This window comes from Desulfovibrio gilichinskyi (assembly GCF_900177375.1).
GTDB classification, from domain to species: domain Bacteria; phylum Desulfobacterota; class Desulfovibrionia; order Desulfovibrionales; family Desulfovibrionaceae; genus Maridesulfovibrio; species Maridesulfovibrio gilichinskyi.
The window spans coordinates 95,964-120,714 of sequence record NZ_FWZU01000002.1; the positions used below are offsets into that span (position 1 = coordinate 95,964).

The following is a 24,751-nucleotide window of genomic DNA, read 5'->3' on the forward strand; positions in this document are numbered from 1 at the left end:
TGTTGTTTTAGTTTAATTTCAAGATGTCAGCATATCAATTTTTTCTTAAAGAATATTTAACAACGGGCATTCTGAATTTTGCGGAATGAACAGCTTCATTTCGGGTTTTTCTGAGCAAATCTCTTTCATTTCGCTAAGGAGATAGGCCGCAGGTGATTTAATTAACTTAGGGCTGATTTTTAAAGGTTTGCAGAATACTTCACCCCAGTTGGTGTTGTATACAAGGCTTATTCTTTTAACAGTATCTGTTTCTCTGGGAACAGATAAATTAACAATGAAAAAAGCTTTTAAAATGCGCTCGGGTTTAAGGGTCTCCTCGATAGGTGTATCAAAGACCGTTTTCGGCGGGAAAAATTTTTTCAGCTCTGTAAATAAACTGCGTATATCACGGTCTCTTACCGGTGAGGCACTAAGGTCCATTTTAATTTTTATACTGCTGTCGTATAATTTGTTCAGCACCAGCCAAACAAGCATTGGCGAAAGTGTCGGACTTGATTTAATTTCTGTGATAACATTTCTTGAACCTGATTCATCAAGAGATTCACCGTTTAAGATCCACTTTTTAGCGTTGGGGCGGGATACTATAATATTGTTGAAAAAATGCTTTTTCGGACCCGGCAGGCAAAGTCTGGCCACTTTGAATTGGCGTTTTGTGTAGTTTGCCGAAATCTTACGTCCGAGTTTTGTAAGATCTTCAGGTGAGATGGAAACTCCGGAAAAACGATCCTGCTCTTTTCTGATTTTTTTATATGTATTGATCATGAAAAGATTTATCTGTTCACCCAGATTAAGCACTGATTTGAAATCTGTAATGCTATCATCGGTTTGTTTTTTGGACTCTGCACTTTGTTTAGAAATATTCGCGGTAAATTCATTGAGTTCTTTTTCTTCCGGACGCTCAGGAACTTTATCTGTATTATTTCCTTCAAGCATCCCGCACTTTAACCGCAAAGCCATTCCTGTAAGCCATGCATTTTTGAATTCACTCTGGCTGTTATAAAAAAAGGCAAGCTCTTGATACATAAGCATATATGGGTCGATATGGCGTAAATCCCGTCGCCCTTCAAGGATGTTTTTCTTGATTGCCTCACACAGCAGGGGAGCTTTTGTCCCTGAAGTGTAACGTTCAAGCAGTCCGAATTTCATAATAGATTTGAAAGGACTTTTAACACCTTTAACAATCTGCCAGAGTGATGCTCCAAAAAATTCTTCCCCCGGGATGCGTGGAACATTGCCCAGATCTACAGCAAAGTTTTGTCCTTTCAATGCTGCAACCCGTTTCTTTGCGGTCTGGTAGATTTTGTCGTTTGCGTTAGCAGGAGTGAACCACCAAAGTGGTGGCTTGCCTGCGATAAGGAGGGCCGATCTATAGAATTCTTCTTTGAGAATAGCCCCCTGAGCGGAACCGGAGCTTTCAGCGTCACTTATTCCAAAATTATTATCTTTCACGTCCTGTACATCCATCAGGAAAAAGTGAACTTCTACTGAGAATTCGTGCATGGCCCATTCTTCGATCAAATTCAGCTTGTTTTTCAAAAGGTCTCGGTTTGCAGCTGAGCTGAGCGAGAAATCGCAACATACCCAGCAATCAAGATCTGATGCAGGAGTTTGAGCTATTGTTCCTACACTTCCTATTGTAAGAATTGTCAGGATAGGAATAAATCCTTCAGATGGGGATTCCTGTTCAATTTTTGGAAAAAGTTCCTCCAGAATAGAAGCTGCTTCAGGCGACAGAGTGTATCCGGCAATTTGAGCAGGAACCGGGGCAGAAGCTAATTTCAATCCTTTTTCAAATTTGTCTGTGTGGATAAGCGCAGGCAGAATTTTGAAAAAATCTTTTGCCTTAGCGTCTAATTTTTCTTCAGCCCAACTTGCACGCCGTTCATTGTTCTCTGCAAATTTTTCATAATTGCTGGCGATGTCTTTTACTGCGAACCATCTTTTTATTGCTTTATAAATCAGTTCACGTGAAGGCTCATCAAATTTGCTTAAACCTGCCGGTTTTTTCTTAAGCCGTTCCCTTTCCGTCAGGCGTGCGTTAAGTGTTTTTCTCATTGCGGTCAGCAGAGCTGAAGCATCTGTGGAAATATTAACAGCCTGACATTTTCCCATTGAACAATTGACTAATGAAATATTGCTTACTTCAGTGTTGTTGAAGAGAGTCTTTTTAAAATCGGAGTTTTTAAAGGTAACTCCATGTATTGCTCCCCTGAAAAAAACAGCTTCCCGAAAATCAGAAATATTGAAAGTGCATGATTTTATCTGAGTTCTGAAGAAATAAGCACCTGCTAAGGTGGTGGCTGAGAATTTATTGTTGTTGATTGCGCATAGAAAAAATGTCGCAGTATCGAAGTGTGTTGCTGCACTTGAGCACTGCATGATTGAAGTATCATAAAGCATTGCTTTGCTGAATGAGCATCCAGAAAATGTGCAGTTTTTGAAGGTGCATTCTTTCAGTATTACATTTGAAAAAGATGTCGATTCAAATTTACACCCTACAAACTTACATTTTTCCATAGTTGATGCACTAAAATCGGAACCAGAGAATGAGCAAAATTGAAAAGTTATATCTCGCGCTAGACTTCTCACCCGGTTAAGTTTGTGGGCTCGCTGGTTTGAAATTTGAGCATCTGAATAAACATCCGGTAAAGAATCCGAATCGTCTATTTCTTTGCCGAAAATTCTTTTAAAGCCTTTAGTCATCAGCTTTTTTTCAATATTTAATACAATTGGTGCGCCTATTTTAATAAAATCCACTCCTGAAACATTTCTCCCTGAGGGGGATGGAGGTTTAGGCGGCGTAGCAGGGGTATCTAATCTGACGGAATCTGCAATCAGTTCGCTTAGTTCTTTATCCGGGTTACTGCGAAAACTTTTCCGCATTGCCGATATGCTTTGTCCGAAACAATGCGGGTCTTCTTCGCAGAGAGTGGAAAATAGTGCCGAAATGACAGGAGTATGAAAGCGTGGAGAAATTTTCGCCATGAATTTTGTGAAATTATCGCTGTCCAGTCTGGGAAGTCTATTGATTATCTCAGCTCTTATTTTAGGAGCTTGATTGAAAAGTCCGGCGAAAGCTGCGCCGCTTTTTTGCTTCCCGAATTTAGCGATAATATCCATGGCGGCTTTGCCGAGAGACAGAGTCGGGGATTTTGCAAGCGGAATAATTTCTTTTAAAAGTGTCTGGTCGATTGATTCTGCAAGTTTACTTATTGCAAAAAGAACTTTTTCCATGACCAGCGGGTCCATGGATTTGAGATGCAGAGCCACATCTGTAACAAGTTCAATTTCCGGGTAGGGTGGGACTGTTTCTGAAAAATAACTTATTTTTTCCAGAGATTCAGGATTGATAAATTCATTGCGGCATTTGGACCCATAGTTTCCTGTCATGAACTTTTCCAAAGTGAAAAAGGTCATCTGTCCTTTTTTAGTCCCATTTTCTTTGAAGAAGCAAACCGCTTTTTCCGGTTCGAAATCGGAAACTTTAGAGATAATCGTGCGGGCAAAGTTTTCCCGCTCGTGGTGCAGTTTATGGCCCAGAGCGATCATTCTGTCGGCAATGGCAATATGGGATGTTTGTGTTTGTCTGTTAAACCATTCTTTGACTTTTGAAAGGGGCATCAGCTTATTGGAAAGTATTTCCGCGGCAAGCGTATGTCCTAAAAGATCCAGATTGGATAGCGCGTCAAGCGATATGAAGACAGCAGAATCGTCTGATTTATTTGCAGAAGGTGTAGACGGCGTTGAAGTTGCTTCAGTCTCTAATGATTTGATGGCGAGACCGTAAAAAAGTACTGCAAATTTAGCATCTTGCTGGGGGTTGGAATTTACTGCCGGATATGGGAATCTTGATTCAATTTTGGACCGCAGTTCATATAGTTGTCTGTCTTCAAGCTGGTAAAGATTGAAGCGTCGTAATTCGCGTAGCAGATTCTCATTATTTACCGATTCAGCCATAAGTTTTCATAATCACGGAACCCTGAAGTTATTCAGGATTCCGTGAGGATATATTTATCGTTTTCAAAAATGGAAGTAGTCCCTGTCACCCTTTGCCATATTTTTGAATTGTGTCAGCTTTTACTGTGTCTCGTCAACAAAGCAATACATTCAATATGCGCAGTGTGCGGGAACATATCTACTGAGCTGAACTTCGTAAGTGTGTACTTTTCTTCCAGTCTTTCTGCATCACGTGCGAGAGTTGACGGATTGCAGGATACGTAAACAATCTTTTCAGGAGCCAATGATAGTATACGTTCAAGAGTAGGGGCCGGAACACCGCTTCGCGGAGGGTCTAATACAATTATATCCGGCTTCGGCAGTTCTGTTGGAACTTCGCCTTCGTTTGATAAGTTGGCGGTGATATACTGGCTGTTTTCAATTCCGTTCAGTTTGGCATTTTCTCGCGCAGAGAGGACTGTTTCCTTGGAAATTTCGAACCCGATAACTTTTTTTACATTGCTCGCCATAAACATGCCGATTCCGCCCGATCCGCAGAACAGGTCATAGACAACATCCGTTGCAGCAGGTGATGCAATATCTAAGCATCTTTGGAAGAGGACTTCTGCTCCGGAGGAGTTGGTTTGGAAAAATGCGTTGGGGCTGATTTTATAACTGACAGATCCGCCGTCGGATTTTTTCAAAGTTTCAGTGATAAACGGTTCTCCGGTCAGAGAAATAAGGCGTTCACCTGAGGCAATGTCCGGTCTGCCGATGCGGGTTGAGTGCGCAAAGGTTTTAAGATTTGGAATCTTGGCAAACAGAAGTTCTTCAAGTCCTTTGATGGGACTGTGAGTTTTTGAAGGAGCGGTGATCACATGGATCATTATTTTGCCGCTATCGTGAGAAACGCGGACAACAAGTTTACGCCAATATCCACCTTTGCCATGTCTGAATGTTCCGAACTCGCTTTTAGTGCAGTACTCTTCTACTAAAGCCGGAATGTTCCGGCAGGACTCAGGTAAGAGCGGGCAGGAGCTGACGCTTACAACTTCGGTTTCCGATCCGCGTTTTTTAAATCCTACAGAGAGCTCTTTTCCATATCCCTGAAAAGAAAAATCCATTCTATTGCGGTAACCGGTCTGAAGAGGAGAACCTATGGTGTCTTGACCCATACCTTCAGTATCTTTCGTTATTTTGCCTATTCTTGCCAAAGTATCACTGACCTGCCGACCTTTCCAGTAAATTTGAGAACCGTAAGCAATGTCCTGATGCAGGCATCCGCCGCAGATTCCGAAGTGTTCACAAAAAGGAGTGGCTTCTTCTTTCGATGGGGTTATGACTTCAAGCCGTTTAGCGAAGGCAAATCTTTTTTTGAGCTTAGTAATTTCGCAGCGCAGCACCTGTCCGGGCACTGCGTTATCAACAAAAATAGTCAATCCTTCATGGCGGGCAATGCCCTGGCCTCCGAAAGCTAAAGACTCAATCTCAATTTCTATAGTACTGCCCTTTGCAAGGGCATTGTTTTCATTAGTCATATTTGACAGTTCTCCTTGAGCCGCTGTATCTTTGGCTCATGATTGATAAAGCAACCGCTCTCGAGTCGGTGCTGCGGAAGTTAAAAACGCTTCCTGTAGGGCACTGCATAGACCTGCGAACATACAAACGCAACCGTTCTCTGCTTCTTATACACTATCAGAGCGAGAAGTTCATTATATATGAAGAGGGTTACGAGTCGATTGAGCATACTGTAACGTTGAAAGAAATACGCAAGACCTTGAAAAATCTCTTTAAGGTTGAATTTCCACGCAGTAATAAAATTAGAATGTATGAACTTGGTAAATATGACGATTCTATGCGTGAACGGGATATTAAGAAGTTATAAATTATCGATCTTTACTTGCAAAAAAAGCGTATTCTGAATAGAGGAACAGAGTTGTAACTGGATTTATATATATCATACGGCAGGAGATTTTTATGTTTAAAAGAACGTTTTTAATGATGTTTGTGTTCCTAATTTTTGCAAGTACAGCTTACGCCGAAGAAGCGGCTGAAAACAGTACTGAAGTTAATGCAACGTCGACTGTAAGTGCTGCATTTCCTGTTCAAGTTGTTCCCGCAGACTATAAGGAAGAGGGCGTTGCTTCGTGGTATGGTGAGGAATTTCAAGGTAAAGTCACTGCAAGCGGCGAACCGTATGATATGGATAAGCTGACAGCCGCTCATAATTATCTTCCGCTTGGCGTAAAAGTTACTGTGACTAATTTAGATTCCGGAAAAAGTGCTGATGTCACTATAAATGATAGAGGGCCGTTTGTGCCTGACCGTATAATTGATCTTTCACGCGCTGCCGCAGATAAACTGGGCTTTACTGATGTCGGCAAAGCGAATGTACGTATTGAACCTTACCGTCCTGAAGAGAAAGTAGAAGTTGTTGCAAAGCCTGCTGAGCATAAACTTTACGGATCATTTTATATTCAAGTCGGCGCATATAAGGTTAAAGAAAATGCTGACAGGCTCATTGAGCGGCTTGAAAAGGCCGGGTTCCATAATGCCAGAATTGTACGGATTGTGACTGACAGTGCTCAAATCTTCAAGGTTCAGCTTGGAATGTATAAATCTCTTGCCAGTGCACGTAAGGCCAATCTTAAAATAGGTCCGGGGTTTCCGGGAACGTTTATACTTGCTGATGTGATTCAGTATTAAAATTTATATTTTCAGATTAACAGTCGGAAAAAATCCCGCGTTCGAATTTTCGAACGCGGGATTTTTTTAGGTCAATTTTTATTGAAGAGGTTTGTCTTTATCGTCAGGGCTGTGAGCTTCAATATCAATCACGTTTTCGATTTTTTGCGAGCTAGGTTCCTGATTGGTCCAGGCTTTGAATTCTGTGTGCTGGTAGGTCATGTGTACATTCGGACTTTTTTTCCAGTCTACCATTTTAATGCGTAACCACCGTTTAAAATATCCGCGTGTCAGCGGGAAGAGCAGAAGCAGTCCGAGTGTATCAGTGATGAATCCGGGAGTGAGCAGGGTGAGTCCTGCTGCAAAAATGATAACTGCATCAAGAATTTCTTCGGCGGGCATTATGCCTTGATCCATGTTCTCGCGAACCTTCTGCATCGCAGCCATTCCTTGCGAACGGGCAAGTGCCGCTCCGACAAAGGCTGTAAGCAAAACCAACATAACTGTATTAAGTGTGCCTAGTTCGCCGCCGATCTTAACAAGAAGATATAAATCAAATATTGGAACAAGAACAAAGGCTAAAAAGAGTTTGCCAAGCATTAATTTTCTCCGTGCTTTAAAAATCTTATCCGATGCTTTCAAAAATAAGCATGATTCCCATGAAGACAAGCAGAATCATAACCATTCTTTTGTATAGTTCGTCGGAAATTTTTCCTGCAAGTGAATACCCAAGGGAAACGCCTAGCAGTACTGGAATAAGAGAAGCAAGAAAAAGTTTAAAAACATAAAAAGTAGTTATGCCGCTTATTAAGTGTCCCGCAGCTCCAAAAGTTGCCGAGGTTATAAAGAATCCGGCAAGAGTTGATTTAAGCTCATCTTTTTCCCAACCCATAACCGCAGCATAAATAATGGCAGGAGGGCCGCCTGCACTGACTGTGGCTGTGAGAAAGCCAGTTGAAAACCCTCCAAGCAGTCCCCATGAAGGATGTAATTTTAGAACTACAGGTTTAATAAGCAGGGAATACGCAGCATATCCGGTAAGGAGTACACCGAGTAAAAACATAATAATATCAGAATTTACTTGTTTAACAACAATAGTTCCGAAGATAGCTCCGGGAATACTGCCTATGGTTAGCGGAAGAACTTTTTTAAGATCAATCTTTGCTCTCAGGTTGAGAACCATTTTAAGATTAATGATAACTCCGCACAAAGTGCAGACTGCCACAGCTGTTTTGATATCAAGGACAAATGCAAGCAGGGGCATGGCGATCATTGCTGATCCGAACCCTGTTAAACCTTGCAAAAATCCTGCGCTGAGGAAAATTAGTGGAACAAGGATAAATGGTGTCATAAAAATACTATGGAGTGAAAAAACTGCCTGCGGGAGGCGAGTCTGTTCGAAATTTGGTTGAGATTTAAGAGACTAGTATTTGCGAAGTACTAAAAGAGTTTTATGGTTGTGTACGGAAGTTTCGCTTATGACTTTAGCTTTTTTGACATCGGCGATAATGTCGATTCTGTTGCGCTGGCCCAGGGCTATTTCTACGGATAAGGTTTCACCTGAATTAAGATCTTTGAGACGCGAACTCGTCTCTATGAATCCTGTTCAACAGTCGGCCCAGCAGACAATTGGTTCATTATTATTCATAGTGGTTGATCTCGAAGTAAGGGCCGGATTCCTTACAGAATCCGGCCCTTGAATATTATTTCTTATTTTTCATGGCTTCTTGGAGTTTCATTCCAAGAAGTCCGCCGAATCCACTGGAGTCGCCGGAAGTAGTGACTTTGGGTTCAGCAGCTTTACGCGGTGAAGATTTTTTAGGAGCAGCAGGTTTTGCATACTTCTTCCAATCTGTATCTTCTTTAGGTTCGCCTGTGGTCAGGGTTACCTTGCGGTCAGCTAAGTTGATTTCTTCAATGGTCAGTTTAACTTTCTGGCCTGGAGTCAACGCTTCCAGCTCATTTTTCCTTTCTGAGCGGGTAATACGTGACATGGGCAGAAGGCCGGTAATTCCAGGAGCAAGGCTTACGAAAATACCGAATTCGGCTTTATTTTCGACAACGCCTTCAACTTCTGTTCCGACTTTGAAAGATTCCGCCGCGTCAAGCCATGGATCACCTTCAGCATCTTTCATGCTGAGCGCAATACGGCGTTTAACGAGGTCAAGATCTTTAATCATGACGGAAACTTCCTGTCCGGCAGTGACTTCTTCACTTGGTTTGTGAACGCGCTTGGTATAGCTCATTTCAGAAATATGAACTAAACCTTCGATGCCTGGTGCGATTTCAACAAATACGCCGAAATCTGTGCAACGGGCAACTGTTCCGGTAACCTTGTCGCCGGATTTAAACTTTTCACCGACTTCGTCCCAAGGGTCAGCCTGAAGCTGCTTGAGAGAAAGACTGATCTTAAGTCCTTTTCCGTCCTTACGCGGTTCCATGGCAAGGATTCTGACAGTGATGTCATCACCTGGCTGAACGATGTCTTCGGGCTTAGCAGATCGTGACCAGCTAAGTTCTGACACGTGGACCATTCCTTCCACTCCGGGGACAAGTTCCACAAATGCGCCGAAGGCCATAAGTTTGGTAACTTTACCTTCAAGAACTGCTCCAGGCTCAACCTCCGCGATGAATTTCTCGCGGGATTTTTCCTGTTCAACCTCAAGAAGAGCTCTGCGGGAAACAACTACGTTGCGTCCGCCTTCCTCAAACTTGATGATCTTGAAATTGTGTGTTTCACCCACGTATTGTTCCGGGGTTTCCACGAAAGTTGCGTCAATCTGGCTGACGGGGCAGAACACCTTGCGGTGCATCATGCTGACTCTGAAACCGCCTTTGCAGGTTTCCATAACCTTGCCTTCTACCGGTAGGCCGCTTTCATATGCATCGTTGAGCATATTGAGGCCGCCTGCGCCGGACATGGCTTTGGATAGGCTGATTCCATTATTGTCAATGGAGATAACGTAAAGTTCTACGGCATCTCCTTCCTTAACGGTCAGTTCGCCTTCTGAATCAGTAAGCTCGTCACGGTTAACTATTCCGTCAACTTTTGAGCCTGTGTCTACAAACACAGAGTCTTTAGTGACTGAAATTACAGTTCCTTTAACTAGATCACCGACCTGAAGGTTGTCGTTTGATTCTGACTGAAAAGCTTCAAACAGTTCGGCAAAGTTTTCTTCGCCATTTGCTTCCAAGTTATGCTCGGACATTCTCTGTACTCCTGGAGGGAAAAGTCATCGCGACAGATGTGTTTTTTAGTGACGCGAACATTGGGAACCTAACGGTATTGGAAGCATTTTTCAAACGATTTATTCAAGATATTTTCGGTAATGATTTTCCATAGAGGGCAGAACCGAGTGCTCCGACCATATCCGGCCCTTCCGGGATGAGTGGTTTGATGCCAAGAGCCTGTGTTAACATGTTGATAACACAAGGATTGTTTGCAACGCCTCCTGCAAATACAAACGGTTCGTGTAGGCCGACTCTATGCAGCATATTTGTTGTGCGGCGAACAATGGAAGCATGTAAACCAAGGGCAATATCACGCGGATTTTTGCCTTGGGCCATCAAAGAGGTCGCTTCTGTCTCCGCAAAAACAGTGCACATGCTGTTTATTGTGAGCGGCTCAGTCCCCCCAAGTGCGTAATTTCCGAATTCTTCAATGGGGATTTGAAAAACAGTTGAGAGATGTTCAAGAAATTTTCCTGTTCCGGCTGCGCAGCGATCATTCATTTCGAATTTGGCAACCTTGCCGTCTTTCATAAGTGAGATTGCTTTAGTATCCTGCCCCCCGATATCGAGAATGGTGCGAGCGTCCGGGAAAAGGTGCGAAATGCCGAGTGCGTATGCTTTTATTTCAGTCAGTGATACGCAGGGGACTTTGCATATTTCTTCGGTTACAAGCTTTCTGCCGTAGCCTGTTGCGGAAATCAGATCAGCTTTAACTCCGTCCAGAATGATTTTTAACTGTGAGGCGGGATCGAAAGTTGTGGGGAGCTTGCGTTCCAGTACTATTTTATTGTCATTAAGAAGTACTAATTCCATTGATCGTGAGCCGATATCAATTCCAGCAATCATTTTTAACTCAGCTTGTTGATATGAGGGGCGGTAAACCACCCCTCATATTATTTATCTGCAGGATCGTTTAGGAAATCATTTCCACAAAGGCTTCAATTCTTGTTTTAAGCTGTTCGACATCTTCCATGCTGTAATCTGTTTCAATTGCAAGCATGGGGACATCATTTTCTGCAAGTGTTTTTTCAACTTTGAAGGCTTCATGAGTATAGGGCTGGCAGAACATGAGTGAGTAATGGATAACTCCGTCAACGCCGGTTTCTTTTGCGAGAGCTTTAATATTGTCCATGCGTTCGTTATTTGGAGTGAAGCAGGCACAGTCTATTTTCATATAGCGGTCGCAAAGGGCATCAATCATCTCTTCAACGGTTTCGCCTGATTCATCAACAAGATCACGGCTGTTGCGTGTTCCGATGCATGATTCTTCTGCGACAACGACTGCTCCTGAACCTTCAATTATGTAGGGTAATTTCCAGTTAGGAACAGCCATTGGACAGCCGGAGAGCATAAGCCTCGGTGTATTTTCAGGGACGATGCCTTCGTTTTTGGCAATACGTTCTTCTATTTGATCACATAGTGTATTGATGGACTGTGTGAAACGGATAGGGTCATCATAAAAGCTGACCTGATTGATGAGAAGAACGTCACGTCCGGAAATAGGTGTTGGTTTAGCGGCGCGCAGTTTGTTGAGTCTCTGCAGAGCGCGTCTTTTATCGTTAACTATTTTTATGCCCTTTTTAAGGGACTCGGCAGTTACGGCCTTACCAGTAACTTCTTCAAGTTTATCTTTCAAGCGCAGAACTTCAGATTTCCACAAAATTCTGTCGCTGGCTTCCTTGCGCTGCGGTACTTCCATGATATGCATGGGAGCCATTTCGCCGAAGGCTTCGTATGCTTTTTTCTTACCGTCGCAGGTTGTTTCACCGATGATGAGGTCACATGATTCGGTGTAAGGGCAGATTTTTGCCATTTTAAAGCCGATGAAAGATTTTATCAATGCGCAAGTGTTGCGGGGAACGATAGTTTCGGCAGCTTCGGTTCCGGCATCTGCTCCGGCGCAAAGGCCGACCTGAACAGCATCAACCGCGAGAGAAAGTTCTTCTGGAACGAAAACGCAGAAAGTTCCTATTATTTTTTTGCCTTCAGCTTTGGCATCCATCAATTCTTTAATACGGAGACCATGCACTTCTGAGAGTACAAAGTCTAGATATTCCATGCCCTTGAGACGTCCTTCCTGGGTCATATAAATATCACCGTAGAATTTGCCGAGCACTTCGAGAAGCCCGTCATGGGCTGCGATATCAAGATTCAGATTTTCCCACATTTCTTTATACGCCGATTCTGACATGATTTGTTCCCTCGCGAAATTTGTTGGATTTTATTAAAATAGAATCATCAGAATTAATGGAGTTCAGATAATAGAACAAATTGATAAAATTTATCTTTTGCTTGGTTTGGTATTTGTAAAAGCTATATCTCGAAAGATAGTCGACTAGCTTTAATAAATTTATTCATATACTTCTGCCGCATACAAAGTAGAGAGGATGCAATTGAAGAAAGCGGAAGCAACGGCTTATGCTCGCGGTTTAATTCCTGAAAGAGAATTTTGCGCAGCTTATATGGACCTTAGAAATTTGAGAGGACTTTTGCAAAACAGTCCTGACTGCGCTGATTATGAAATTATTAAAGCTGTATGGGATGTGATTGTCGAGCAGCGGTATTCTGACCAGACTATGTCACGTCTTCTCTATAGGGAATGTTCAAAATCCTTAGCTGCTGTGGGAGCATTCTGCACGGATTCAAAGCTTTCATCAAAGGCTCTCAGTCTTCAGATTCAGGCCGCGAGCACCTGCAGTGAACATGCTTCAATAGAGGCATCCGGCGGGCTTGGCGTTTTACCGTTTGAGCTGGTTCTTCCTGATTCTCCATCTAAATTTTCAGGTAATTCACCATCTATCACGTGGAATGAACTACTACAGGCGGGAAACGTTACAAGTGAACCGGTCTTTTCAGGGCGCAGCGCAGTGATGGAATCCGCAGGTGATAATCAGATTTTTGCGGTAAAAATTGCGCGCAACGGGGAATCTGCTGAAGGGCTTCACCTTGAAGGTAAATGGATGGAAATGCTTCGTGCTGAGGCTAAATCCTGCTCCGTGCGGTTTGACTGCCCACGGCCATTTTCTGTTTCAGATAAAATACTTTTCAAGATTACAGGTCTTCCTGAAAACTGTCCTGATAATCTGCACAAAGACGGCTACGCAATGGCTTATCATGCGCACAGCGATTACTTTGCGTATCCGAACGATGACAGAGAAGGTAAGCGTACAGAGCCTCAGGATTTCTTGGAAATAATGTCCAGAAATTCATATATATTGGGCTGGCTTGCAGGAAGAGGCATTGTGCATGATGCCCCCATTCCGCTGTTCCATAACAGAGTGCAGGCCATGCGCCGCACAGACGAAGGCGTATACCAGTGGCATAGGTTCGGGCGGCTGGATCGCTGGCTTGAGTCATGCCGGTTCCCGAATTTCGGGCGTTCAGGACTGCGTGATTTTGAACATCTGCAAGTGATGAAACCCGGTTCAGATAAATTTTACAGAGCCATCGGTTCTCATTTTATGAGCATACTGCTGGTCATAGGCAGTTGGTTCAGAGCGCAGAACCCAGAGCTGTGCGGACTGGATGAGAATAATGAACCCATCGATGCCCGTTCGCTTTTTGATCCTGACTTTTTTGAAAAAGCTGTGATGTCATGTTTCACAGAATACTACAGAGGTTTTACGGGGTTTGAGTTTCAGCACGAAATTGATTTGCACATCCCCAAACTGGTAAAATGTATGATCGAGCAAATGGGTGTCGACAATCATATGTTCGAGTTCATGCGGATAGTCGATCAGAATATACTAGAGGATCAAGAGTTCCGTAATTATCTGCTGAAATACGGAATGGCACCTGAAAAAGTCGCAGAGCTTAAGAAAGGGGAAGCAGACGTTCCGCTTGTAACAGGGCCGCATCTAGGAAATTTCAACGGAGTTATTTCACTGCCCGAGATAATAGAATGGTCCGCAATGGCCGCGGGATGCTGCGTTGCGGCTAAGTCGCTCGGTGGTCGGTGGGTTGGGGCCAGGCTTGGGGCGGTGTAGCGGGATTACTTCCCGCCCAGCACTTCAAAGATAATAGAATCCGTGCGGCCCAGTGAATCCGTTACGGATATCTTGTGTTTGCCAGCTTCAACTTCTGTGAAAAGGTTTTGATTAAACTCGCCCTTCTTGACTAACCTTCCGTCCAGAAACCAGTATAATGTTCCGCTGTCTGCTTCTGCGTCCGCTTTAAGCCCTATCTGTTGATACTTTAACGGAGTATCTTTTCGCAATAAATAAGGAGTGCTTGATGCCGGAGAAACTATTTTGGGTGCATTTCCTGCGGGGATAAGATCGCAGTCGGGTGCTAGCGGCGGAATTAGCGGCACTTCCATGTTATTTTCTGCGCGCCATCTGGCAAGCTGAGGCGGAAGAGTTCTGATAATCATTTTTTTTAGTTTTTTACGATCTAAACATTCACCGGAAAGACGGAATCCGCTCTTCGGGTCTATGAAAATCTGTTTGCAATATTCACACGGTTTAAGCTGTGTTTTGCCTGAAAGGGTCTGTATAGTGATTCTTTCGGTGCAAAACGGCCCGGGCAGTTGATGGCTGTGAGCGCAGACCTGTATTTCGGTTATTCCCGGACCATCCGGTTTAGGCGGCAGTTTACCGCCGGGGGATGTTATGCGCAGTAAATCAAAAAGCAACGGCCCCGCGTGTGACGCTCCCGAGATACCTTTACGTGGTCTTCCGTCAGGATTCCCAACCCATACGCCAACTGCGTAATCGCCTGAAATGCCTATTGCCCAAGCATCTCTGTGACCGAATGAAGTTCCTGTTTTCCACGCCGTTTCCGGCATGTCGCTGGTCAGCATCCAAGTATCGTTCATTTCCGGTCTGGATACTTTTGAAAGCATTTGCAGCGTAATCCATGATACTTCGGGCGAAAACAATTGCGAGCTGATATTATCAGCAGACGGAGTTATCTTGAAAGGGCGATACCGCCCGTTGTCAGCCAGACTTGCATATAAATTTGTCAGTTCCGTAAGTTTTACTTCGCACCCGCCGAGGACCAGCGGCAGACCATATTCCATAGGTTTTTTATCCAGCGTAGTCAGTCCGCCTTTTCTCAGCAGGGTGACAAAATCACTTACACCTGTTCTGGCTAATGTTTTAACCGCCGGAACATTCAGTGAACGGGCCAGAGCTTCACGCATTTCCACTTGTCCGGACCATGTCCGGTCATAATTTTCAGGTGAATATCCTGAAAAATCCACCGGAATATCATATAAAAATGTTGCCGGGACCATCAACCCCTTATCCATTGCCAGCGCGTAAAGGAAAGGTTTTAGAGTCGAACCTGGGGAGCGTTTGGTCTCTGCAAGATTAATCGCGCCGCCGTAGCCTTTTTCAAAGAAATCAGCGGAACCTACCAGCGCGCGGATTTCACGCGTTGGAATATGGATGATGACGCAAGCCGCGTTATCAATATCCGCATTTCGTAAGCGTGAAACATATTCTTTAAGACGTGCTTCGGCTGTCTGCTGCAATTTGTAATTTAAAGTTGTCATTATTTCGGGTGGTAAGCCGTTTCTTTCAATCACCATTCTGGAAAAATGAGAAGCTTTAAGAGGGACAGGGAGTATTGCCGTCGGAAGCGGAACTTCTTTATTGCGTGCGACTTCTGCAGTTGGAAAAACGCCGCGTTCTTCCAGCTGGTCCATTACGTGATTCCGCCCGAGTTTAGCCTGCTGCGGGTGTCTGAGCGGATCGTAAAAAGCTGGTCCGCGGGGCAAAGTGGTAAGCAGTGCTGATTCCGCAAGAGACAGCGTTGAAGGATCATGACCAAAATAAAAATGTGAGGCCGCCGCAACTCCTTCGATATTTCCGCCGTAGGGGAGCATATTCAGATAAATTTCAAGTAGTTCTTCATTCGAATGATGCAGCTTAAGCTGTACTGCTCTGAATGATTCTTTGAGTTTGGCAGAAAAGGTGCGGGGTTCAGGAGTTGCCATGCGCGCAATCTGCATGGGAATGGTTGATGCCCCTGAAACAACGCGACCTGCAAGCAGGTTGGAGAGTGCCGCACGCACAACAGATATGGGATTGATTCCGGGGTGATATCTGTACCAGCCATCTTCAGAAGCTAAAAGTGACCGTATCAGCACCGGCGAGACTTTTGAAATATTCGTGTGCATCCGTCGAGCTTCGTCCGCAGGTAGAAAAATACGGAGCGGTTTGTGATCACGATCATAAACAACAGTCGCAGTGTCGGGGTGAAGTTTGTGTTCAGGAAAGGGAAAAACCATATCCAACGCAAAAAAGGCGACAAAGCAAAAAGCAATGCCGCCTAGAGTAATCAGTAATTTTTTATTTCTACTCACCAATTACCATTTTTCCGATATCCGTGGCTCCTGCCACTTCAGGGTTATACATAGCTTCGACCTGTGCCGGAGGAATCTTAAATTCACCTCGGGTAACGGCCCGTAGCAGAATCACTTGTTCCACTTCCCCGTCTTTGGGAATATCGGTGAAGACGAGCACTCTGTCATCCCTTATGTCGACATGATCAGGGCTGACTTTTTCTCTTTCAATCCAAGGTAAATCTTCGCGCGTGGCAAGCTTGGTGTTTTCCGGTTCAAGGCCGGATGGCAGTAAGCATTGAATGACGGCATTTGATACTTCATTGTCCGTGCTCGAAACAACAGTTCTCATTGCAACAAGTTGTCCCTGTTTAATTTCTTCCGGATTTAACGGTTCACCGTCGCGGGTAAGGAACTCACGCTTTATTGTCAGTCCGTTAGAGAACGGCTTCCAGTTGGCGATTAAAGGTACTGCTCGTGAATTTATGGTCCACACTGCGGTTCCTGCTGCCGGAACTGAATCAAGTTCAACTGAAAGCGTAGCATCCCCGTGAACAGTTACAACGGTTGTTGAGTTGCTGCCGAACTTGTCAAGCTCTACGCCGTTGCTCATGATCCGGCCCGAAGGAATAGGCTCAGCTTTTGTCTGTCCGAAGAATGAGCCGAGGGCCATGAATCCTAGTGCATTATCCTGTGTTACATCTTTTCCGTTATCTGCCATAAGATTTGACAATTTCTGAATCATTTTGGGTATGGAATCATCTGTTTTGTCGGACTCCATGCGGACAAGAGTTTCAAGTGCCAGATCACGTGTTTCGGAACTGAAGACGTTTTCTTTGTCCGTCTTAGAAACAGGAGCAGGCTTAGTAGATAAAAGCTGCATATATGCTTTCATGTCACCTGTTGCGGCGAAGGCTCCGCCGAGCAGGGTTAATGAAAGCTCATCGAGTTTAGTGATTTTTTGTTCTCGCAAATAATTCATGGGGCCGTGCATGGGGTTGCCGCATTTTGCCAAAACGTAGAGTGCATAGCTTGCTAACCTGTATGAACCTTTATCACTGAGTTCTCCGGCAAGGTTCGAAACGTAATTCATAGCTGAATTTAACAGCAGGGTATCAACCTGATAACCGGAAATTCCCGCTTCGTAGAGGAAGTGCAGTGCGTAGACAGAAGTCCATTTATCGGTATTACGTCCGTTCGGCCATAACGAGAAACCGCCGTCTCCGCTCTGCATCATGGAAAGTTTGGTTAGCGCGGACTGCACCATGTATTGCGGCGAGTTCTTCTCAAAACTTTCAGGAGAAAGTTCACGGGCAAGTTCCGGGAACTTCAGCAGCGGGAAAGCTCCTGATATTACCTGCTCGGTACATCCGTAAGGATATTGCAAAAGGTAATCGAGTTTTCCTGCCATGCGGATCATGGGCTGATTGCCGACGGTCAGTGTCCGGCTGATAGTTGAATTCATCATTCCTTCTGATTTAGACGGGAATGATGTTTCCTTGTCTTTAAGGAATCCGGACTCACTGCTGCGCGTTGCAGGTAGGGCCGGACGAATATTCATATCAACCGTTGCCACGGCATTTTCTTTGTTGCCTGCTGCTGTGAAGGTAAAGGCTGATTCGCCGATATCTTTACCGGTTCTGGCTTTAAAGAATGTGGTGGTTTGCCTGTCTTTAGCAACGGCTAATGAATCAAGATTCATATTTGTCTGGAAAGAACCGGTTGATTTAACGGTGACGGTAAAATTGCCGTCAGTCGGCGTATCGTTGCGGACGCTTACAGGAATTTCGAAGCTTTCTTCAGGAGCAAGGAAGCGTGGCAGAGTCGGTGTTACCATCAGCGGCGAACGGACTGTCATCAAGTTTGATGACGAGCCGAATTTTTCTCCGTCGGTAACAACAGCCATAATCCTCAAGGCTCCGTTAAATTCGGGGATTTTCGCATCAAACGAAGCGTTTCCGTCTTGGTCTGCTGTGATTAAACCTGACCAGAACGTAACAGGTTTGACGCGCCTGATAGAACCGCTGCCTGTGAATTGTTTCATCATAGCCAGAGCTTCACCGCCACCGGCAGGAGATTTGTTGATAGGACCGGCGTCAGGCATGAGCATGCCGAAAGTATCCGACCATCTCACTCCAAGTGCTCTTTTGGCGTAAAAATAGGTAAACGGATCAGGAGTTTTTTGTCCTGCAAGTCTTAGTATTCCTTCATCTACAGCTGCAATAGTCAGCTTTGCTCCGGGGGTTGTTTTCACTTTGAATGTGACCGTTTTTTCAGGACGGGTTGTTTCAGGAGAAGTGATATCAACTGGGAGTTTGTTGGACTGCCTGTTTACGAAAATAGGCACAGCTCCGACCGCGCGGGCTGAAGCGCCGGGCTCAAGATCTTTGACAGACCTGATCAGAGTTGCAGTTACATAAGCGTTAGGACTCAATTCTTTCTGCACCGGAACGGAAATGGTTGCCGTATTTCCTGTTATAGTCAGTGTTTTCATCCAGCGTACAGAGCGGTCTTCAACCGTAACAAGCATCTGTCCTGAGAAAGGAGTGCGGAGCTGGAACTCTGCCATTTCTCCGGCCTTGTAATCACCGCTTCTAGTCGGGATTATATCCAGTCTGGAAGGATTTTTAAGTGCCCATGGAGAATAACCCCATCCGCCGCAGAAGAAATCTGCCTGCGCGGAAACGCCTGATTCCGGATCACTCAGTATTACGCGATAGCTTCCGAATTGAACCGGCGTTACTTTAAATGAACCTTGAGATTCAGAGGGAGATATTTTGCGTGTCTCAATAAGCTGGGGGTCGCGTTCGGTCACATACCTGAATCCGCCGGACGCAGTGGTGCGTATAATGGTCTGCCAGCGATCTCTGTATAAGGTCATGATCATCTTGGGAGCCACTGTCTTTTCACCTTCCGGAGTAAGGGTCACGTAATCGAGTTTGACCTCTTCGTTCTCTTCATATCCTTGTTTAGTGAGCTCCTTAAGACCGGGATAGAATTTGGATATATTTATAGGTTCAGTCTTTATGGCCGTAACTCCGCGACCGCCTGTTTCACTGATTCTTGCTGTCAGTCTGGCTTGCAAGGCTGAGTCGGATTTAAGTTTTCCGGGGATAAGAACGGAGAATGAGTGCTTGCCTGCTTCGTCAAGAGTGTCATCCGCAACCAATATTTCTAAAGGTTTAAAGGAGCTTGAATCAGTATTGAAGCGGAACTGCTCGTAGCCGTGGGGACTGAATTCACACGGCTCAAGTGATACTCTTGCTGTAACAGGCAGATTTTCAGCCGGAGGCCCGAAAAGATATCTGCCGTCAACTTCAAAATCTAAGCTTTCGCCCGGAGAAGTAATTTTGGATGTGATTATTTCCGCAGCTATTCTGTCCGGCATAAAGTCTTCTACTGAGTAACGATAGTTTCCGATATTTTCGTTGCCTGCCAGAATATTGATAGAGAAATGTCCTGTCGGTGAATAATCAGGAATTTCCCGTTTGAATTCAACCATACCCTGACTGTCTGTGGTGGTTGTTTTGCGGGAAAGTTCTCTGCCGCGTTGATCTAAGTAGACTAGGACCACAGGCATTTTGCTTGACGGCACAAGCTTCTCATTTCTGATAATTGCCACGCCTTTGACTGTTTCACCTGGACGGTAAAGATCTCTTTCTCCGTATGAAAAGGCTGTGAATCCCTTCTGGGAAAGTCTTTGTCCGGCTACATCAAGACCAGCCATGTCGGTTGCAAAATGGTCTAAAAGAAGAAAGGTCATGTCATTATTGGATGTGACAATAACCATATAAGGAGTACCTACATCACGGAGGAAATCATTCTCATTGATGATGAGCATTCCTCTAGTGTTTGTAGTTCCGCTTGCCATGAGCTGATTCCGGTCACTGATAACCTGCACCTTTGCATCCATAACAGGCTTAAGAGTCGAGACCGAAGAAACCCAGAACAGTGTTTTATTTTCGCCCTGTTTAGCTACAATTCCCAGATCAGTAATCATTACCCAACGCTGAGCTTTCTCGCCTTGGCGGGGAACTCCGGCGCTGACTCTGTATAACCCTTTTCCGCCTTCAGCTATAAAGCTTTGCAGCGATAGCGGGGTGACAGTCTTTTGGTTCTGCTTGCCCTTAGTCGTTATTCTGCCAGAGAAAATTTTATTTCCGAGCGCAGGGGATATGTCATTTCCGTAAGTATTTGAATCAAAAGCCATGTATCCATAATGGGTGAACAGCGAGAACAGATTGTTCGGGAAAACACGGTCAACTTCCACATCCACATGGTCGGTGTTGACGGTCTTAATTCCTAAAGTTTTGTAGCCTGTTTCAGACAGGAACATTCCGTTGGCAGTGAAGTCTGCATAAGGAGTGATGTCCGGAAGACTTATTTTTGCAACGAGTTCTTTTTCAAGCACTGCGCCGTCTGCGGCGGTTAGTCCTTTTTTGAAGGTTAGCTCATATTTGTAGCCCGGCAAAAATGAGCCGGACAGGATGAGCTTGTTGCCGGACGAAGAGGCCGATACAGGAACCTCAGGCTTGATTGAAATCATTTCCAGTCCTTGCGCAGGAATAACAGGACTTGAAAAACCAAGTTCTATACTTGAACCGGAAATTGTGCTTGATCCGGTATATCCTTCGTATTTCAGAACTGGATCGAAAACTATTTCAATGGTTTTATCATAGTCTTTGCCAAGTACCATGCTGTCTTTACCGTCAGGCATGTCTTTAGCTATTTTCAGCGTATATACTTTTTTATCAGTGGTTTTTTCAATTGGAGAACTTACAAAACTCTGTGAGTAATCGTTATAATTGCTGTTAAGGCTTACGGGGATCTCTTTACCGTCGGGCCCTGTAAGAGAAATATTTTTGAGGGTCTGCTCGGCACTCACATAGTTACTGAAAGTGAAGCTTCCAGCTATTCTGATTTGTTTGCCGGGGCCTTCAACAGGTTCAGTCCATAAGTTGATTTCATTAACTACAAAACTGCCTGTCTGGACAGAAAAAGAGGTTCTTCCTGCAAGGGTTTGCCCTTTGGGGAGAAATTTATCCGGTTCCATTTTGATTGTGAATCTTGTGTCCGGAGCAAACGAAGGATCAGCCGTAAATTTAAGCCCGTAAGGATTAATCCATCTCCATTCACCTTTCACTTCCGGGGTTATTTGCGCCGGAGGAGTTGCAAGCGGGGCTGATGCTTCTTGAGGTCCTATCGGTTTGTCAAAAGCAATGAGCAGTTCCGAGTAACCCTGACTGTCGAGGCTTACATCCGTAACGACAGCTCCGTCTCCAGCTTCTTTGCGCTGTGAAACTGACTCATATTTGTTTTTAAGCAGGGCGGAAGCTTGTATAATGCAAAGCATAAGCAGCATTCCGATAATGATATTTTTCTTGTCTCTGAAAGGTGACGGTCCTCTGTCCATGGGGTAATCCTCATCATATATAGCGTTTATTCATTAATGTCGTGGTAACGGGATCATACTGCCATTTTTTTTACATATAGTCATCGTAAGATGTAGCTTTACTTGTTAAATAAACGCAGGGGATCAATTCTGTGATAATTGATATGTTTGCTTGCGAATTTGCCTGAATCCGCGGTATGAGATGATGAAATAGGTGTAGTTGTTTTATAATTATATTATAATTATTAACTGATTGTAAATGTTTCGGAGTGTGAGAATTATGGAAAAGCATAATATTGCAATTGTAGGGCTCGGCCGTGTAGGGACAGTTTTTTTAGAAAAGGTTTTACGCAGTGACGGTGTGCTTATAATTAAAAGCGTGTGCGAACCGGCTGACACCGCCGGTAAAAAAATGGCACTTGCCCATGGAATTCCGATAGGCTGTATTGATGACATCATCAAGTCAGGTGTGGACGTAGATGTTATTTTTGACTTTACAGGAGATGAACAGGTTGCGGAACTTTTACGCGGCAAACTGGAAGAATCTGGAAATAACTATACTCAGGTTGCACAGAAAAGAATCGCACGGTTGATCTGGTCTCTTATTGCCGACGATGATTATCTGCCGGAAGTAGAAGCCACAAAATATCAGTCCTATGCCGATATGCTTTTGTCACAGCAAAAGTAAAATTATTCGGGTTAATCCTATGAGTTTGTGAAGATAGGGAGAGTAATGGTGAATCTTGTTCCTTCGCCGGGATTGGAGTCGGCTGCTATAGTTCCACCGTGGTTATGCGTAATAATGAAATACGAAACAGATAAACCAAGTCCGCTTCCTGCTCCTGGGGCTTTTGAAGTGTAAAAAGGTTCAAATATTCTTTTTAAATTTTTTTCAGGAATCCCGGGACCATTATCTTCGATTTCAATGCGGATGGAATTTTTGTCAATCGAAGTGCTGATTGTGATTGTGGGAATTTCGGTTCTGTCAGCCTTTTCTGCCAGGGCTTGAGCCGCATTTTTTATCAAATTCAAAATGACCTGACTGATTTCCATTTCAGTAAAGTTAAAGTTTGGAAGCGGGCTGTACTCTCTTATAATTTTTATCTTTTTGAAATCGTATTGTTTTTTAAGATCATAGTCGTTAGCGGCCAGTGACAATGCGCTTTCAATCACATTTTCAACGTTGCCGAGTGTTTTGGCGGAGTTACTTTTGCGGCTGAAATCCAGCATGGATTTTATAATGGTAGCCGCGCGTGTTCCGGCATCTTGGATGTTGGACAAGTAATAATTTATTCCCCGTTTTTCCATATAATTTTGCATGTTTGTAAGATCTATACCGCATTCGTTTGCAATAGGTATGTTACCGGGGAGTTTTGGCGAAGTCCTTCGGATAATATTCTGGGTGACTTGCAGAATAACTCCAAGTGGATTGTTGATTTCATGAGCCATGCCTGCGGCAAGACCACCGACAGACATCATTTTTTCTGTCTGGATCATGATTTCCTGCATTTTTTTGCGCTCAGTAATATCACGCATAACAATCAGCAGTCTCTTTTTCCCGCCGATAGTAGCAACTCTTGCTAAGTTGTCAGTCCAGAAAGGATCGCCTTGAACATCTTTTACCATCCACTCGAAATGAACAGCTTCGCCAAGTAGAGCTTTTGTGAACAACTCACTAGCATATTTGTTGTCATAAGGAGGTGTGTTGAAACTGATTTCTTCAGGACTCATGCCAATTGCCTGCATTCTGGAAAGTCCGAAAAAGTCTAGAAAAGCCTGATTGATATCAATAAAAATCCGTTTTTCAATGTCCAGCACTCCGATGGCTTCTTTAGTAGAGTTGAATATTTCGCGATAGGTTATTTCAGATTTTAAAAGATCTTTTCTGGCGGATTCCCGGCTGTCGATCATTTTGTTGGCAAGGACAGCCATTTGATTAAACTCTTTAAAAGCTATCTTTGATTGATCAATTTTGACAGGAGAGTCAGTTCCTTTGCGGAAAAAACTTTCAAAAGAATCAAAGTTATCCGATAGAATCCTTTTAAATTTTTCAGTAAAAAAGAAAACGGCCAGTGCCAGAAGAGAAAAAAGTACACATACTGCTGAAATTTGTATTATAACCTTTTCAAATAGATCTTCTTTTTTATTATTAAGGATTTGTTCTATCTGTGTAAGATTTTCTCCGGAACCTACGTACCAATCCCAGTCCGGGACAGGCAGGCAGTAGCTGATTTTTTTTACCGGATCATACGATGTATCAATTGAAGGCACAGTATAGTTTAAGAAGCCGCCGCCTGACTTTGCAAGGTTAATCAAATCTTGCATAATTGCAGCACTTTTCGGGTTTTTACCATGCAATACATTATTCCCTTTTCCAGGACCTTGCAGGACTAATCCTTCATAGGTTCCGACAAAGAAATAATCATCTTTATTGTTATTCATCTGTCCTAAACGTTTAAGAACTTCATTTTGAGTTGCTTTCTTAATTGAATTATAGTTTTGCCCTGTTCCTATAACCCAGTCAAAAGGTGCAAAGTATTTTATATATGTTACTTTTTTAGAATACTTGTCTGTATCATCTGGTGTTGGTGAAATAAACTCAAGAAATCCCTCTTTTTGAGACTTGGCAAGTTCAATCATTTCTTTAGTGATGGCTCTTCCGTCAGGAGTTGTCAGTTGCAGCACATTTACATGATCTAATTTCTGATTGTCTGATGACATGATTTGTATCCCATTCATGCCAAGTGCAAATACATAATCGTTGTTATTCTTATGAACAAGAAACCGTAATGCTTCTACAATCAACCGTTTCAGCTCTTCTTTATTTTTTGTATCTTTATATGTTTCATATAAGTGGCTGGCTACGTTGTGCGCCTCTAACAATTCTGATTTAATAGAGTCTATTGCTACGGCCCGCGCTTTGTTTTTGCTGAAATCAATGTAGTCGACGACTCTGTTCATTTCGGCTTTAAGAGATGTTTTGACGAGGCCCATAGCAGCTTTTTCGGCCTGATGGCTGGCAGCATAATAGTTTGAAATCATGAAATAAAATATGATTCCACCGAATATAATAATCGTTGAAATACAGAATATGAACATATAACGGGCAAGTGTAGAGACTATACTCTTCATATAAACACCGATTTTTTAACTATAAAATATTGTTACAAGAGTTAATTTTCAAGACAGCTGAATAAATATGCAGCTGTTTGAAAAAT

15 protein-coding genes are annotated in these 24,751 nt (G+C 43.7%); 5 read left to right on the top strand and 10 right to left on the bottom strand.

The features are described from left to right. Positions 1-45: 45 nt before the first annotated feature. Both B9N78_RS05415 and rlmD read right to left on the bottom strand, forming a co-directional pair. Positions 46-3,957 carry a class I adenylate cyclase gene (locus B9N78_RS05415; RefSeq protein WP_085099546.1) on the bottom strand — a complete coding sequence of 1,304 codons (3,912 nt, stop codon included), beginning with the start codon at positions 3,955-3,957 and terminating at the stop codon, positions 46-48. 113 nt (positions 3,958-4,070) lie between these two features. Then, positions 4,071-5,474 (bottom strand): 23S rRNA (uracil(1939)-C(5))-methyltransferase RlmD, encoded by a 1,404-nt coding sequence (gene rlmD, locus B9N78_RS05420; RefSeq protein WP_085099549.1) that lies wholly within the window; start codon positions 5,472-5,474, stop codon positions 4,071-4,073. 38 nt (positions 5,475-5,512) lie between these two features. Between rlmD and B9N78_RS05425 the strand changes: the two genes are divergently transcribed. Both B9N78_RS05425 and B9N78_RS05430 read left to right on the top strand, forming a co-directional pair. After that, complete coding sequence (locus B9N78_RS05425; protein WP_085101254.1) at positions 5,513-5,821, top strand: hypothetical protein; 309 nt, start codon at positions 5,513-5,515, stop codon at positions 5,819-5,821. Positions 5,822-5,913: 92 nt separating this feature from the next. Beyond that, positions 5,914-6,642 carry a septal ring lytic transglycosylase RlpA family protein gene (locus B9N78_RS05430; RefSeq protein WP_085099552.1) on the top strand — a complete coding sequence of 243 codons (729 nt, stop codon included), beginning with the start codon at positions 5,914-5,916 and terminating at the stop codon, positions 6,640-6,642. 78 nt (positions 6,643-6,720) lie between these two features. Here the strand turns inward: B9N78_RS05430 and B9N78_RS05435 are convergent, their stop codons facing one another. Together B9N78_RS05435 and B9N78_RS05440 are read right to left on the bottom strand one after the other, a co-directional pair. Continuing rightward, positions 6,721-7,221, bottom strand: coding sequence for an FxsA family protein (locus B9N78_RS05435; RefSeq protein ID WP_085099555.1), 501 nt, complete (start codon positions 7,219-7,221; stop codon positions 6,721-6,723). Between the two features lie 25 nt (positions 7,222-7,246). Then, positions 7,247-7,972, bottom strand: coding sequence for a sulfite exporter TauE/SafE family protein (locus tag B9N78_RS05440; protein ID WP_085099558.1), 726 nt, complete (start codon positions 7,970-7,972; stop codon positions 7,247-7,249). A gap of 127 nt (positions 7,973-8,099) precedes the next feature. On the opposite strand from B9N78_RS05440, the gene B9N78_RS05445 reads away from it, so the two are divergent. After that, positions 8,100-8,321, top strand: coding sequence for a hypothetical protein (locus tag B9N78_RS05445; RefSeq protein WP_085099561.1), 222 nt, complete (start codon positions 8,100-8,102; stop codon positions 8,319-8,321). 3 nt (positions 8,322-8,324) lie between these two features. On the opposite strand, the gene B9N78_RS05450 is transcribed toward B9N78_RS05445, so the two are convergent. The 3 genes from B9N78_RS05450 to B9N78_RS05460 form a co-directional block, all read right to left on the bottom strand. Beyond that, positions 8,325-9,830, bottom strand: a complete 1,506-nt coding sequence (locus B9N78_RS05450) for a 30S ribosomal protein S1 (protein WP_085099563.1) — start codon at positions 9,828-9,830, stop codon at positions 8,325-8,327. Positions 9,831-9,933: 103 nt separating this feature from the next. Continuing rightward, positions 9,934-10,698 (bottom strand): acyl-CoA dehydratase activase, encoded by a 765-nt coding sequence (locus B9N78_RS05455; protein ID WP_085099566.1) that lies wholly within the window; start codon positions 10,696-10,698, stop codon positions 9,934-9,936. 67 nt (positions 10,699-10,765) lie between these two features. Further along, entirely contained in the window at positions 10,766-12,043 is a 1,278-nt protein-coding gene (locus B9N78_RS05460; protein WP_085099569.1) for a double-cubane-cluster-containing anaerobic reductase, read from the bottom strand. A 196-nt stretch (positions 12,044-12,239) separates the two neighbouring features. Between B9N78_RS05460 and B9N78_RS05465 the strand changes: the two genes are divergently transcribed. Then, positions 12,240-13,838 (top strand): SidJ-related pseudokinase, encoded by a 1,599-nt coding sequence (locus B9N78_RS05465; RefSeq protein WP_245805475.1) that lies wholly within the window; start codon positions 12,240-12,242, stop codon positions 13,836-13,838. A gap of 5 nt (positions 13,839-13,843) precedes the next feature. Here the strand turns inward: B9N78_RS05465 and pbpC are convergent, their stop codons facing one another. Together pbpC and B9N78_RS05475 are read right to left on the bottom strand one after the other, a co-directional pair. Then, positions 13,844-16,162 (bottom strand): penicillin-binding protein 1C, encoded by a 2,319-nt coding sequence (pbpC, locus tag B9N78_RS05470; RefSeq protein WP_085099574.1) that lies wholly within the window; start codon positions 16,160-16,162, stop codon positions 13,844-13,846. Next, positions 16,155-21,554 carry an alpha-2-macroglobulin family protein gene (locus tag B9N78_RS05475; RefSeq protein ID WP_085099577.1) on the bottom strand — a complete coding sequence of 1,800 codons (5,400 nt, stop codon included), beginning with the start codon at positions 21,552-21,554 and terminating at the stop codon, positions 16,155-16,157. The genes pbpC and B9N78_RS05475 overlap by 8 nt, the downstream gene beginning before the upstream one ends. Positions 21,555-21,813: 259 nt before the next feature. Here B9N78_RS05475 and B9N78_RS05480 point away from each other — a divergent pair, with 259 nt between their 5' ends. Continuing rightward, positions 21,814-22,221, top strand: a complete 408-nt coding sequence (locus B9N78_RS05480; RefSeq protein ID WP_085099579.1) for a hypothetical protein — start codon at positions 21,814-21,816, stop codon at positions 22,219-22,221. 17 nt (positions 22,222-22,238) lie between these two features. On the opposite strand, the gene B9N78_RS05485 is transcribed toward B9N78_RS05480, so the two are convergent. Then, positions 22,239-24,665: a cache domain-containing protein gene (locus B9N78_RS05485; RefSeq protein WP_085099582.1), complete on the bottom strand. Its 2,427-nt coding sequence runs from the start codon at positions 24,663-24,665 to the stop codon at positions 22,239-22,241. Positions 24,666-24,751 lie beyond the last annotated feature (86 nt).

Excerpts from the sequence above, each read along its gene's own strand:
- B9N78_RS05425 (WP_085101254.1), top strand. The coding sequence starts at position 5,513 with ATGATTGATAAAGCAACCGCTCTCGAGTCGGTGCTGCGGAAGTTAAAA.
- B9N78_RS05455 (WP_085099566.1), bottom strand. The coding sequence starts at position 10,698 with ATGATTGCTGGAATTGATATCGGCTCACGATCAATGGAATTAGTACTT.
- B9N78_RS05435 (WP_085099555.1), bottom strand. The coding sequence starts at position 7,221 with ATGCTTGGCAAACTCTTTTTAGCCTTTGTTCTTGTTCCAATATTTGAT.
- B9N78_RS05445 (WP_085099561.1), top strand. The coding sequence starts at position 8,100 with ATGACTTTAGCTTTTTTGACATCGGCGATAATGTCGATTCTGTTGCGC.
- B9N78_RS05460 (WP_085099569.1), bottom strand. The coding sequence starts at position 12,043 with ATGTCAGAATCGGCGTATAAAGAAATGTGGGAAAATCTGAATCTTGAT.
- B9N78_RS05450 (WP_085099563.1), bottom strand. The coding sequence starts at position 9,830 with ATGTCCGAGCATAACTTGGAAGCAAATGGCGAAGAAAACTTTGCCGAA.
- B9N78_RS05480 (WP_085099579.1), top strand. The coding sequence starts at position 21,814 with ATGGAAAAGCATAATATTGCAATTGTAGGGCTCGGCCGTGTAGGGACA.
- B9N78_RS05485 (WP_085099582.1), bottom strand. The coding sequence starts at position 24,665 with ATGAAGAGTATAGTCTCTACACTTGCCCGTTATATGTTCATATTCTGT.
- B9N78_RS05430 (WP_085099552.1), top strand. The coding sequence starts at position 5,914 with ATGTTTAAAAGAACGTTTTTAATGATGTTTGTGTTCCTAATTTTTGCA.
- B9N78_RS05415 (WP_085099546.1), bottom strand. The coding sequence starts at position 3,957 with ATGGCTGAATCGGTAAATAATGAGAATCTGCTACGCGAATTACGACGC.
- rlmD (WP_085099549.1), bottom strand. The coding sequence starts at position 5,474 with ATGACTAATGAAAACAATGCCCTTGCAAAGGGCAGTACTATAGAAATT.
- B9N78_RS05475 (WP_085099577.1), bottom strand. The coding sequence starts at position 21,554 with ATGGACAGAGGACCGTCACCTTTCAGAGACAAGAAAAATATCATTATC.
- B9N78_RS05465 (WP_245805475.1), top strand. The coding sequence starts at position 12,240 with ATGCAATTGAAGAAAGCGGAAGCAACGGCTTATGCTCGCGGTTTAATT.
- B9N78_RS05440 (WP_085099558.1), bottom strand. The coding sequence starts at position 7,972 with ATGACACCATTTATCCTTGTTCCACTAATTTTCCTCAGCGCAGGATTT.